Below are 13,285 nucleotides of genomic sequence, written 5' to 3'. Positions count from 1 at the left end.
GAGAGTTACAATTGTGACGGGATTCGAATGGACTCGCTGATCACCGCCGCCGCTCGTGCGCTCGCTAACGGCGACCCCTTTGGCGCATTGAACCGGGTCGCCCTGCGCGAAGACGCCCCTGCCCTCGCGCTCCGAGGCATAGCAATGGCGCAGCTCGGTGATCTCGTCCGAGCAAAGGCGCTCCTCAAGAGCGCTGCCCGCGCGTTTGGCCCGAAAGAGGCAGTGGCCCGCGCGCGGTGCGTCGTCGCGGAGGCCGAGATCGCCCTCGTGTCTCGCGATCTCGGTTGGTCCGCGAAGGCGCTCGACGCAGCCCAGGCGGCGCTCGACGCCTACGGCGACCGCCTGAACGCCGCGCATGCGCGCAACCTGAAAGCCCGTCGCCTGCTCCTGATCGGTCACCTCGACCAGGCCGAGCGTACCCTTGCAGAGCAAGATCCAATGCTGCTCCCACCTGCGCTGAGAGCGACCTATGAGCTCGCGGTCGTGGGGATCTCGATCCGGCGCCTGCAGACAAAGACGGCCCATGCCGCACTCATTCGAGCAAGGCTGGCGGCGCAAGAGGCGGACATCCCCGCGCTGAACGCGGAGGTCGAGAACGCATCGGTCGCGCTGAACACGCCCGCGGCGCGTCTTATCGCTCGTGGCGAGGAACGCCTGCTCCTGCTCGATGAGGTGGAAGCGCTCTTATCTTCGGGAGCGCTTATGGTGGATGGGTGTCGCAATGTCGTGCGGGATGGCAGAGGCGTGGTCTCGCTCGCGACGCGCCCAATCCTCTTCGCGCTAGCCCGCACGCTGGGAGAAGCCTGGCCGGGGGACGCGTCGAGACATATGCTTATTGAACGCGCCTTCCACGGCAAGGACGCCGATGAATCGCATCGCGCGCGGCTGCGGGTAGAAATGGGACGGCTTCGTGCGGTGCTTCGGGAGTTGGTGGAGGTGAGCGCGACGAAAACAGGTTTTCTGCTCAAGCCGCGCCGTGCGAACGAGATAGTGGTGTTGGCGCCGCCCGTCGAAAATCAGCATTCGGTCGTGCTCGCCTTGCTGGCCGATGGCGAGTCCTGGTCGAGTTCGGCCCTGGCGATCGCACTCGATGCCAGCCCACGCACCGTGCAACGAGCGCTTGAACAACTCGCCGCGGAAGGCAAAGTGCAGTCATTCGGCCAGGGGCGGTCGCATCGATGGATCGCTCCGTCCGTGCCAGGATTTCCGACGTCTTTGTTACTCCCCGCTCCGCTGCCCAATGGCTAGGATAAGCGAATGAAACGATCATCAGCCGAAATCATCAAGGAATACGGACCCTTTCCGGGCGTCGAGGCAGTGCACGGCGTCACGTTCGACGGTCAGCACATCTGGTTCGCGTCGGGAGAGCGGCTGAACGCCGTCGATCCGGCTGACGGGCAGGTTCTGCGCTCGATCGATGTCCCCGCGCATGCAGGGACCGCGTTCGACGGTCGACATCTTTATCAGATCGCAGAGAATCGCATCCAGAAAGTCGATCCGAAGACGAGCCAGGTGCTCGCCACGATCCCCGCGCCTGGTGGCGGAGGAGACTCAGGCCTCGCTTGGGCCGAGGGATCGCTCTGGGTTGGGCAATATCGGGACCGGAAAATCCATCAGATCGATCCCGAAAATGGCACGATCCTCCGCACCATCGAGTCCAACCGCTTCGTCACCGGCGTGACCTGGATCGATGGCGAGCTATGGCACGCCACCTGGGAAGGCGACGAGAGCGAACTGCGACATGTCGATCCCAAAACCGGAAAGGTCCTCGAAAGACTCGAAATGCCGCCCGGAACGATGGTGTCGGGGCTCGAGTCCAACGGCAACGATCGGTTCTTCTGTGGGGGCGGCGGCAGCGGAAAGGTGCGCGCCATCCGCCGCCCCGGATAGGGCCCGAGCCGGCTCGGCGCTCGGACCGCCGGATGACCTTTGGCAATCAATGTCGCTAATGGCGCAGATGCCTGATGGGCTTGCCCGGAATGAGCGTTTGAGCCGCCTTCATGATGCCCTGCGCATCTATCCCATACTGACGATAAAGCTCGGCAATTGTGCCGGTTTGGCCAAAATGCTCAACACCGAGCGAACGCGTGCGATGTCCATGCACCGATCCCAGCCAAGCGAGTGTAGCGGGGTGGCCGTCGGCCACAGTTACCAAACCGCAATCCCTGGGCATGATCGACAATAGCCTTTCAACATGGCTCTGGGCATTGGCCATTCCCTGCTCCTTGCCAAGGTGAGCGGCAGTCCAGCCAGCGTTCAACCTGTCTGCCGACGTCACCGCCAGCAAGCCGATGTCACGGCGGTCTTCTGCCATCAGCCCGACCGCTTCCAAAGCCTCGGGCGCAAGTACCCCGGTGTAAGCGACTACGAGCTCTGCATTCGGACCCGGCTTACGCAGCCAATAGCCGCCATTAACGATGTCGGCAGCCATACCGGCGTCGATCTGTCGATTGGGCTGGTCGATCGTGCGGGTCGATAGCCGCAGATAGACCGAGCCCCCGCTAGCATCCCGCAGCCAGTTTCCGCGGTCAGGCTCATTGCTGCCACCGCGCTGAATATAATCAAACGCAAATCTCATAATGATCGCGAGCTCATCGACGAATGCAGGTTCGAACGAGGCAAGTCCATCTTGGGCCATGCCGATGAGGGGTGTTGCAATCGATTGATGTGCACCGCCTTCCGGCGCAAGTGTGACACCCGACGGTGTGGCGGCGACGATGAACCGGGCGTCCTGATAACAGGCATAGTTCAATGCATCTAGGCCTCTCTCGATAAAGGGATCGTAGAGAGTTCCGACGGGCAAAAGCCGTTCGCCATACAGCGAGTGGGAAAGCCCGAGTGCCGACAGCATCAAGAACAGGTTCATCTCTGCGATCCCAAGCTCAAGGTGCTGCCCCTTGGGCGAAAAATCCCACGCAAAGGTCGACGGGATGCGCTCCTTGCGAAACAGATCGACCAATTCCTCGCGTGCGAACAGTCCGCGGCGGTTTACCCAGGCGCCAAGATTGGTCGATACCGTGACGTCGGGGGACGTCGTCACGACCCGCTCGGCGAATGGCGAACTCTGCTTTGCAATTTCGTTCATCAGCAGACCAAAGCCCTGCTGCGTGGACATCGACGGCGCAATCTGCGTCTCAAGCCGATCGGGGACCTCGATCCGAGGAGCAGAATAGCGGCGCCTTCCCATTTGTTGGAACGGAACCTGTCGGAGGAACGCCTCCAGGGTGTCGCTCTCGCTGGCGAGCCCCTCGAAGGGCTCCCATTCGTGGCCTTCCCTGATGGACATCTTTTCGCGCAGTACGCCCACCTGCGCTGGCGTCATGAGCCCAGCGTGGTTGTCCTTGTGCCCGGCTAGCGGCAGACCGTATCCCTTGATTGTATAGGTGATGAAGCAAACGGGCCGATCATGAGATGTGGACGCTTCGAACGCCTCGAGAAGGACCGGCAGATCATGGCCGGCGAGATTGGTCATCAGTGCCTGTAGCTCAGCGTCGCTTCGGCGGTCGATCAATGCGGAAACCTGACCTTGGTCGCCGAGATCATCCAGCAGCCTCTTTCGCCAAGCCGCACCTCCCTGGAAGGTCAGCGCCGAATAAAGCTGATTGGGGCATTGGTCGATCCAATGCTTGAGTGCATCTCCTCCTGGCTCGGCAAAAGCAGCCCGCTGCAGCGAGCCATATTTCAGGATCTGAACTTCCCAACCGAAATTCCTGAATATCGCTTCGAACCTCTCCCAGAGCCCTTCCCGCACCACGGCGTCCAAGCTTTGGCGATTGTAGTCGACGATCCACCAGGTATTGCGCAGACCGTGCTTCCAGCCCTCGAGCAAAGCTTCGAAGATGTTGCCCTCGTCCATCTCGGCATCGCCCAGCAGGGCGATCATGCGCCCTTCCCGCCTATCGGCGAACCAATCCTTGGCCTTCAGATAGTCCTGCACCAGTGATGCAAACACCGTTTGCGCCGCGCCCAATCCGACCGAGCCGGTGGAAAAGTCGACATCATCCGTATCCTTGGTGCGCGAGGGATAGGACTGCGCGCCACCAAAGGCGCGGAAGTTTTTGAGCTTGCCTAGGGTCTGGTTGCCCAAGAGGTACTGGATTGCATGGAATACCGGGCTGGCATGCGGCTTCACCGCAACCCGGTCCTCTGGTTCGAGGACGGAGAAGTAAAGGGCCGTCATGATCGTCGACAGCGAAGCGGAGGAGGCCTGGTGCCCTCCGACCTTCAATCCATCATCATTGGGCCGAACATGGTTGGCGTGATGGATCATCCAGCTCGACAGCCACAGCACCTTCTTTTCGAGCTCGGCCAGAAAAGCAATCTTGTCTTCCACGGAATCCCCTCTTCGTTTGGTGGAACCTTAGTGGGGCGCCAATAGAGGAATCTGCCAAAAGCAGGGGTGGTTTGAGCCAATTTTAATGTATTCAGCTATCAGTGGCCGAGTTTGAGGAGGATTCCGCCAATGAGCAAGCTGGATCGTATCGACAGCAAGATCATCGCCGTGCTTCAAAGCGACGGGCGCATCACGCTGCAGGAACTTGCAGACAAAGTGGGGCTCTCCCCTACTCCCTGCGCCAGACGTCTGCGGATGATGGAAGACGAAGGCATCATAAAGGGCTACGCCGCCGTCATCGACCAAGCCAAGATCGGTTTGCCGGTCAGCGCCTTTGCATCAATCAAGCTGGAGCGGCAAAGGGAAGAATATCTTGATCGCTTTGCGCAGACCGTCTCGAAATGGCCGGAGGTCGTGGATTGCTACCTGATGACAGGGCAATATGACTATCTGATGCGCGTCGTGGTGGCCGATCTTGCTGCCTACGAAGCCTTTCTCAAAACCAAGCTCACCCGGCTCGAGGGCGTCGCATCAATCGAAACCAGTTTTGCTCTCGGTCAGACCAAGCGATCCGAAGTGCTTCCGTTGCCATAATGGCGACGTGTAGGCGCCAGGCCGTGGAGAGATTGGGCAACTGGCCCTCCCCGCCGGTCCGACAAAAGAGCCTCATGCAACGTGTCAGCCGGGCCGCACGGTGAACGCGGTTCGCCTTAACGTTGCAGCCAAAATCTGGTAACCTTACATGCCTGCCGGATATTCGGCCCTTGGCGCTATTTGCCTTGAAGTGAACACGAAACGTCTGCGCCAACTTTCTGATGGGCGGTCTTTCAAATGTTCAGCCAGATTCTCAATCCCACCGGCAATTTGTTCATCACATGGCTCGTAGCCCTGCTTCCGGTCGCGGCATTGTTGTTCATGCTGGCCGCGCTTCGCTGGTCGGCGTGGGTGGCGACACTTGTCGGCTCAATCATTACGTTTGCGCTTGGGCTTTGGGTCTGGCGCATGCCGCTCGGCGACGGCATCCTTGCCTATCTCTACGGCTCTGCCACAGGCGTATGGAATGTCGACTGGATCACGTTCTGGGGCGTGATGCTTTTCAACACGCTGGTCATCACCGGCACATTCGACAAGCTGAGACGTTGGCTGATCGCACAGGGAACACAGGATGTCCGGGTTCAAACCATCCTGTTTGCCTGGGCGTTCGGTGCGCTCCTGGAAGGCCTCGTCGGCTTTGGTTATCCATGGGCATTCGTCGCCCCGATTCTGATCGCCCTCGATATTCCGGATCTCGATGCCGTCCGGGTGGCCGCGATCGCCAACAACGCACCGGTGTCCTTCGGCGCGCTCGGTGCACCCATCATCGCGCTCGCGGCTGTCACAGGGTATCCGTTGCTTGCGCTGTCGGGGTCGGTCAGCAAGATCGTTGCGATCCTGGCGTTGTTGCCGCCGTGGATCCTGCTCTATCTGGTTTCGGGCAAGGAAGGCATGTGGGAGGCATGGCCAATCGCCGTTGTCGGGTCGCTCGCATACATTGCCGGCCAATTGCCGGTCGGCGTCTTTCTCGGTCCCTATCTGCCCGATATCGCGGGCTCCATCGTGTGCTTTGTATGCCTGCTCGTCCTGCTAAAAGTCTGGCAGCCCAAGCAGATGCGAGGTTATGGCGGCAAGCCGCTGACGGGGCCCCCGACGGCAGCCGATCATGGCCTTTCCACCAGTGACATCTTCCAGGCCTGGATGCCGATCGCGGTTCTGATCATCGTCGTCGTCGCCTGGACGGGACCGTGGTCCAAGCTGCCCAGCATAGTGGTGCTGCATATGCAGGTAGCTGCAGCATCCTCGATCGTGGAGGGAGCGAAGAACGCCGCGGTCTTCAACTGGACACCGTTTGTCGGCGGTTCGGCGATCCTCGCATCGTGGATCATCGTCGCGCTGCTGTTGCGTGTGAGCCGCGGGCAACTTGCCGAAATCTGGAACAAGACCTGGTCGCAGATGTGGGGAGCCTGCCTAGTCGGGGTGTTCATATTCGGGCTGGCCTATGTCTACAACTTCTCCGGTATGGCAGCGTCGCTGGCGAAGGCTTTTTCGTCACTCGGTACTGCCTTTATAATCGTCGCTCCAATTCTCGGATTCATCGGCGTCGCCCTGTCTGGCAGCAATACCTCCACCAACGCCATGTTCGGCAAATTCCAAGCTCTGGTCGGGCAACTCCTCGGTTTCCCGCCGCTGCTGCTGCCGACGGTCAATTCAGTCGGCGCAGAGATTGGAAAACCCATCGCGCCACAGACAGCCAGCGTCGGCGTTTCGACCACACGTTTCGTGCGCCACGAAGGTGAAGTCATCCGGCACAATTTCTTCTGGTGCCTGGTGATGCTTGCCTATCTCATCGTGATCAGTGTCGCCTGCTATCTTTTCTTCCCTGGCATCGCAAAGATCTGAGGTTGTTTTCGTTTCCGGCACATTGGCAGGTTGCAGCCGCAATCGGCCCGCCATTGCGTCATGTGTTCAAATCCTCCAATGCGGCGGGAGCGGCTTCGGAACTTTCTGTTGGCGCTTGCTCGACCAGCAGCTTTTTCAGATGCCTCCCGAGGAAGCGCTGCAGGTCGTCCATGAAAGTGTAGACAACAGGCACGTAGACGAGGCTCAGCGCTGTCGAGGAGATGAGGCCGCCGATTACGGCAATCGCCATAGGCATGCGGGTCTCCGCATCCGCGCCGATGCCGAGCGCGATCGGCAGCATGCCGGCGCCCATCGCGATCGAGGTCATGACGATCGGCCGTGCCCGCTTCCTGGCGGCATCCAGAAGAGCTTCCAGCCGGCTCATGCCGGGCTGCTTTTCGGCGATGAGTGCGTACTCGACCAGCAGGATGGAGTTCTTCGCGGCGATGCCCATCAGCATCAGAAGGCCGATGAGAGTCGAAATGCCGAGCGCCTTGCCGGTCAGCAGCAGGAAGCCTAGCGCCCCACCGATGGAGAGTGGCAGCGCTACCAGGATGGTGACCGGCTGGACGAAGCTTTTGAACAGCAGCACCAGCGTCAGATACATCAGGAGCACGCCGGAGATGATTGCCATGGCAAAGCCGGAGAAAAGCTCCTGCATGCGGGCCGAATCGCCGCGAGCCAGGTCGTTCACGCCGGCGGGTAGGTTCTGCATGACGGGCAGCGCCCGGATCGCCGTGGTCGCCTCGCCGAGCGTGATCCCCGAAAGCTCCGCTTCGACGGTCGCGCTGCGGTTGCGACCCACGCGCGTGATGCTGTTTGGTCCGGCATCGAAGCTGATCTCGGCCACCGATCCAAGCGGCACCGTACCCTTGCTGCCGATCAACGGCAGAATGGCAAGCGTGGTGGGATCGGCTATCGCCTCGTCCGGCAAGGTCACTACGATCGGAATCTGACGATCGCCAAGATTGAATTTCGGCAAGCTCGAGTCGTTGTCGCCGATCGTGGCCACCTTCACCGTCATTGCGATTTCCGTCGGCGTGACGCCGAGTTCCGACGCCCGTGCATTATCCGGCCGGAAAATCAGCTCCGGCTTGGTGCTCATAGCCGTCGAGTTCGGGTTGGCGAGGCCGGGTACGGTCTTCATCTGTTCGAGCAGTGCCTCGCTTGCCGACTGCAATGCGTCCGGATCAGCGCTCACCAGCGTCACCGAAACCTTGGAGCCAGAGAGACCATCGCCACCGAACTGCATGCGCGCGCCGGGAATGTCGCGCAGCTTTTCGGTGGCCTCCGCCTCGAATTCCTGCTGCGACAGATGCCGCTCGCTCCGCGGTACGAGGTTGATAGTGACATTGGCGGTGCGAACCTCCGACGCAGTGGACCCCCTGTTCGGACCGCCGCCTGATTGCGAGGCCGTTCCCACGGTGGCAAAGATGCTCTTTACCGCAGGATCGTCCTTCAGGCGGTCGGTGATCTGCGTCACCACGGACGAAGTCTGCGTGATGGTGGCGCCAGGCGGCAACTGGACTGACATGATCGAGCGCCCGCGGTCGGCCGCGGCCATGAACTCGGTGGGGAGCCGCGTCGCCATCAGCATGGAGCCGACAAAGAAGGCGACGCCGGCAAGAAGCGTGGCCCAGCGGTATCTGAGCGCCAGCCGAAGCAGCCAGAGATAGGTCGGCACCCAGGCTGGCATGTCCTCTTCGCCGTGGCCGCCGGAACGCACCAGATATGCGCCCATCAGCGGCGTTAGCATGCGGGCAACCACCAGCGAAAACAGCACCGACACGCAGACGGCCACCGCGAATGTCAGGAACATTTTGCCTGGGATGCCGGGCATGAAGGCGACGGGCAGGAAGACTGCCACGATGGTCGCTGTCGTTGCCACGACGGCCAGGCCGATCTCGTCCGCGGCCTCCAGGGCGGCCTTATAGGCGCCATTCCCGGTTTGCCGCATGTGCCGCACGATGTTCTCGATCTCGACGATGGCGTCGTCGACGAGGATGCCGACCACAAGCGAGAGCGCGAGCAGCGTGATGTTGTTGAGCGAGATGTCGAGCCACGCCATCACCGCGAAGGTTGGGATGAGCGACAGCGGCATGGCGACCGCGGCCACCAGCGTGGCTCGGATATCACGCAGGAAGGCCCAGACTACCCCGATCGCCAGCAGCGCGCCGAGCCAAAGCGCCTCGATTGCAGCGTCATAGCTTTCCTCGACAAAGCCGGACGACGAGGTCACCTCGGTGAAGCGCGCGTCGGTATTTGCCGCATCGATCTCGGCGACCTTGTCACGCACCTTCTCCACCACCTTGACCTCGCTGGAGCCAACGGAACGGAAGACGCTGAAGGACACCACTTCTCGTCCATCGAGGAAGGCGGTCTGGCGCGGCTTTTCCCAGCTGTCCACCACCGTTCCGAGGTCCGAGAGCTTCACGTCGCTGCCGTTGGATAGCGGGATGCGCGTGTCTGCCAGCGCCTCTACGGTGGTGACAGCGCCAAGCGTACGAACCGATTGCTCGCGCCCGCCGATTGTCGTGCGACCGCCTGGCTGGTTGACGTTGATAGAGGCGAGCTTCTGGCTGACATCGGCCGCGCTCACGCCGAGTGCTGCCAGCCTGTTCGGATCGAGTTCGACGCGGATCACCCGGTCGACACCGCCGGACCGCTCGATCTTGGATACGTCGGCTACGCCGAGCAGCGCCTTGGCAACATCGTTATCGATATACCAGGACAGCTCGTCTGGCGCCATCGAGGACGCCTCGACCACGAAGGAGAGCAACGCGTTGCCGCTGGCGTTGACACGCGTGACCACCGGTTCCGAAGCGCCGGCCGGCAGGTCGGCCTGCACACTGGAAACTGCGTTGCGGACGTCGTTGGTCGCTTGTTCGGGATCTGTGTTCAGCGCAAACTCGACGGTGATTGTGGCCGAACCCTCGTTGAGGCTTGTGGAGGCGTCGTCCACGCCATCGAGCGTGGCGACCGCGTTCTCGATCACCTGCGCGACCTGGACTTCCATCTCGCTGGGCGCCGCACCCGGCTGGGAGACCGAGACGGTAACGGTGGGTAGGTCGATATCGGGTGTGTTGTTAATGCGGAGTTGCATGAAGCCCCAGATCCCCGCCACCGTCAGCGACAGGAACAGGACGATGGTGGGAACCGGATTGCGGATCGACCAGGACGAGATGGCATTCATTCTGGATTACTCCGCGCTCGCGGTCGCCGCGCTGTCGCTCACGCGAACGAGGTTGCCGTCGCTCAGGAAGCCGGCCCCGGAGACGACGATGCTCTCTCCCTCGGAGAGGCCGGATAGAATGGCGACGCGGCCGCCCGCTCGTTGGCCGGTTTCCACGCTTCTCGACTTGACCTTGCCGTCGTCGCCGAGCACGAAAACAGCGGGCTTGCTGCCGCGCCAGACCAACGCGTTCTCGGCAACCGTCAGCGCGGGCCGGTTCGAGGCGTCGATCGAGACGCGGGCGAACATGCCCGGCTTGAGCCCGGCGCCGTTTTCCAGAGCGATCCGGACGGTGCCGAGCCGGGTAGCCCGATCGACCTTTTCTGCGACGGACGATACCGTGCCCGCGCTGATCCTGCCGGCGGCATCCGTCACGGTTGCCTTCTGGCCGCGTGCAATGGAAGGCAGGTCCTTGTCGGGGAGCCGCACTTCGACCTCCAGTCGGTCGTCTCGAATGATTGTCATGAGTTCAGTTCCCGCCTGAACGATCGAGCCGACCACGGCGGGCTTGCTGGCAATAACTCCATCGAAAGGCGCGGTGATCTCGGTCCGGTCGACTTGGACCCTGATCCGATTGGCCGCAGCTTCTGCCTGGGCCACTTGCGCACGGCCTGTCTGCACAGCGGTCGCCTTTCCTTCGGCGGTCTCGACGCTGACCGCGCTGCTCTTGAGCAGCTTTTCGGCGCGGGCCGAGGCCATTTCGGCGGACGCCAGCGTGGCGCGTGCCTGCTCGATTGCAGCCTCCTGCTCGGTGAGTTGCGCCCTAAGCAGCGAGCTATCGAGGCGCGCGAGCACGTCTCCCTTCTTCACGCGGTCGCCTTCCTCGACGAGGACTTCGGTCAACTGCATGCCGCCGGATTCAGTGCTGATAGCGGCTTCCTGCCAAGCAGTCACCGAGCCGGTGCCAGCGACGACCGAGGCGACCTGTTCGGCCTGGACCGGCTCGACGGCTACCGTCAGTGAGGCCGCTTGCGAGGCCGCCGGCTCATCAGTTGGGGCTACGGAATTGGGCCGGCCATAGGCCATGAAGATCGCCGAGACTGCCGCTAGAGCAGGGAGCGTCCCGACAAGAAAATATCGTCTACGCATTATCTTGTTCATATCCTCGTCCGTGGTGGCGGTGAGAATAGGAAGCATCCTTTGCTGCGATGCGTCGGTTTGTTTCTCGGCGTGTCCCGCAAAGGCGAATATGTATCTGAATGTTGCTGATGGCCGGGCAGCAACATTCGGTTGCAAAATTGTCGCGCGGGTTCTCCGCGAGAGACCCTATAATTGCCTCCGAACAGACCGCAACGAGCACAAGCTGATGCAGCAGGCACCGCATATCCTTGTCGTCGACGACGATCGCGAAATCCGAACCCTCCTGAGCCGCTACCTGGATAGTCAGGGTTTTCGCGTGTCCGTCGCTGCGGACAAGCGCGAGTGCGAACAGAAAATGGCGTCCGGCCACTTCGACCTGATCGTACTGGATGTGATGCTGCCGGATGGCTCGGGGCTCGACATCTGCCGGGGCCTGCGTGATCAAACACCTCATATGCCGGTGATCCTGCTTACCGCCTTGAAGGAAGACGTCGACAGGATCGTCGGGCTGGAGCTCGGCGCGGACGACTATCTGGGCAAGCCGTTCAATCCACGCGAGCTTACGGCACGGATACGCGCTGTCCTGCGGCGAACCGCCTCGGAAGGCGCGACCGGCCCCCGCGCCCAGGGCTATCGTTTCGCCGGCTACACGCTCGAGCCGGACACCCGCCACATCACCGGACCCGAAGGGAGCCCTGTCGATCTGACTGCAGCGGAGTTCGATCTGCTTCAGGTCTTTCTCGAAAGACCTGGCAGGCTGCTTTCGCGCGACCAGCTTCTTGACCTGACGCAAGGCCGCGAGCGCGACCCGACGGATCGCTCGATCGACGTTTTGATGAGCCGGTTGAGGCGCAAGCTGGGCGAAGCTCCGGAAAGACCGCTGTTCAAGACAGTGCGGAATGGCGGCTACCAATTCGCCGTGCGTGTCGAAGCAGTGGACGCCCAGCCATGACTTCGCTTCGCATGCGCATCGCGCTACTGTTGATCGTGGCGATCATAACCGTCGTCGGCTTGGCTACGCTTGCCGCCGTCAGCGTCATCGGCGAACCTGAGCCCGAGGGGGGCTTGCAGCCCGTCTTGCGCCAAGTCGAATTGCTTGCTCGCGTCGCGTCCGAAAACGGCGAGCGTGCGCGCGCTGCCGGAATTGACATTCGCGACCAGCCGGCCGCGGGTCAACAGGACGCGAAACTTACCCGCATTCTCGGGAACACACTGCGAGACCGTGGAGCGGCGCCCGCCGCTGTCGTGACCTCTACGCCTGGCCGCGTGGGCAAGACCGCTTCCGTGCAATTGCCGGACAGTCACTGGCTGGTTGTCGACTTCCCTGACTTCTCGCCCCCACGGGATGCCTGGTTCGTTCTGGCCGGCTGGATAACGCTGATCGTGCTCGGGGTCACGGTCGTTGCCCTGTACTTCACGTCCGTGCTGACTCGTCCGCTCGAGATGCTGCAGGCGGCGGTGGCGAGGATTGGGCCCGACGGCGTGCTGGCGCCGCTGCCCGAGACAGGTTCGGGCGAGCTGCGCGCGACGGCGCGCGCGCTCAACCATCTATCGGCCCGGCTCAAGGCCGCCATGGAGGGGCGCATGCGCCTGGTCGCCGCCGCCGGCCACGATCTGCGCACGCCGATGACCCGCCTGCGCTTGCGCGCGGAATTCCTCCCGGAGGAAGACCGCGAGAAGTGGCTGAATGACCTGGACGAACTGGACCGCATCGCCGACAGCGCCATCAGCCTGGTGCGCGAGGAGGTGCAGTCGCAGGACCTCTCTGAGCCCGTAGCGCTCGACAGGCTGCTAAAAGAAATCGTCTCCGAGCTGACCGCGCTGAAGCTTCGGGCCAGACTAGTGAGCGCCGATCAAGCTTGCGTACGGGCGGGCGCGCTCAACCTTCGGCGGGCGTTGCGCAACCTCATCGTGAACGCCGCCACACACGGCAAGGGCGCGACCGTCGAGCTCCAAACAAGCAATGGTCAGGCCATCGTCACCATCAGTGACGATGGCCCCGGCATCCCCCCAGAGCTTTTGGACAAGGCATTCGAGCCATTCTTCCGGGTCGACCCAGCGCGCCGGCAGTCCGTCCCAGGTGCGGGCCTTGGCCTAGCAATCGCAAAAGAGATCATCGATCGCTACGGTGGGACGATCACACTCGCCAATCGTCCTGGAGGCGGTCTCGTCCAGAAGATCGCGTTCAACCGCGCCTGACCAAG

The 13,285-nt window shown here is 62.0% G+C and carries 9 protein-coding genes; 6 read left to right on the top strand and 3 right to left on the bottom strand.

Features of this window, described 5'->3' with window-relative positions; translation table 11 throughout:
• Positions 1-27: 27 nt before the first annotated feature.
• Positions 28-1,248 carry a helix-turn-helix domain-containing protein gene (locus C7I85_RS06000; RefSeq protein ID WP_106723016.1) on the top strand — a complete coding sequence of 407 codons (1,221 nt, stop codon included), beginning with the start codon at positions 28-30 and terminating at the stop codon, positions 1,246-1,248.
• 9 nt (positions 1,249-1,257) lie between these two features.
• Positions 1,258-1,890, top strand: a complete 633-nt coding sequence (locus C7I85_RS05995) for a PQQ-binding-like beta-propeller repeat protein (RefSeq protein WP_106723015.1) — start codon at positions 1,258-1,260, stop codon at positions 1,888-1,890.
• A gap of 55 nt (positions 1,891-1,945) precedes the next feature.
• Here C7I85_RS05995 and C7I85_RS05990 read toward each other — a convergent pair whose 3' ends face one another.
• On the bottom strand, positions 1,946-4,270 hold the full coding sequence (locus C7I85_RS05990; protein WP_106723105.1) for a transketolase: 2,325 nt from the start codon (positions 4,268-4,270) through the stop codon (positions 1,946-1,948).
• Positions 4,271-4,462: 192 nt separating this feature from the next.
• On the opposite strand from C7I85_RS05990, the gene C7I85_RS05985 reads away from it, so the two are divergent.
• The gene (locus tag C7I85_RS05985; protein WP_106723014.1) at positions 4,463-4,927 is read left to right on the top strand and encodes an Lrp/AsnC family transcriptional regulator; all 465 of its coding nucleotides are present in this window, start codon (positions 4,463-4,465) and stop codon (positions 4,925-4,927) included.
• Positions 4,928-5,164: 237 nt separating this feature from the next.
• Positions 5,165-6,769 (top strand): L-lactate permease, encoded by a 1,605-nt coding sequence (locus C7I85_RS05980; protein WP_106723013.1) that lies wholly within the window; start codon positions 5,165-5,167, stop codon positions 6,767-6,769.
• Between the two features lie 58 nt (positions 6,770-6,827).
• Here the strand turns inward: C7I85_RS05980 and C7I85_RS05975 are convergent, their stop codons facing one another.
• Together C7I85_RS05975 and C7I85_RS05970 are read right to left on the bottom strand one after the other, a co-directional pair.
• A complete protein-coding gene (locus C7I85_RS05975; RefSeq protein WP_106723012.1) occupies positions 6,828-9,962 on the bottom strand; it encodes an efflux RND transporter permease subunit in 3,135 nt (1,044 codons plus the stop codon).
• A 6-nt stretch (positions 9,963-9,968) separates the two neighbouring features.
• Positions 9,969-11,027, bottom strand: coding sequence for an efflux RND transporter periplasmic adaptor subunit (locus C7I85_RS05970; RefSeq protein WP_181257098.1), 1,059 nt, complete (start codon positions 11,025-11,027; stop codon positions 9,969-9,971).
• Positions 11,028-11,307: 280 nt separating this feature from the next.
• On the opposite strand from C7I85_RS05970, the gene C7I85_RS05965 reads away from it, so the two are divergent.
• Both C7I85_RS05965 and C7I85_RS05960 read left to right on the top strand, forming a co-directional pair.
• Positions 11,308-12,033, top strand: a complete 726-nt coding sequence (locus tag C7I85_RS05965) for a response regulator (RefSeq protein WP_106723104.1) — start codon at positions 11,308-11,310, stop codon at positions 12,031-12,033.
• A gap of 11 nt (positions 12,034-12,044) precedes the next feature.
• On the top strand, positions 12,045-13,280 hold the full coding sequence (locus tag C7I85_RS05960) for an ATP-binding protein (protein ID WP_342587289.1): 1,236 nt from the start codon (positions 12,045-12,047) through the stop codon (positions 13,278-13,280).
• The last annotated feature ends 5 nt before the right edge of the window (positions 13,281-13,285 follow it).

Origin of the sequence: Pseudaminobacter soli (ex Li et al. 2025) (genome assembly GCF_003012705.1) — a bacterium.
Lineage (GTDB): Bacteria > Pseudomonadota > Alphaproteobacteria > Rhizobiales > Rhizobiaceae > Pseudaminobacter > Pseudaminobacter soli.
The sequence above is the reverse complement of the archived record's forward strand: the minus strand, read 5'-3'. Positions and strand labels throughout refer to the sequence as shown.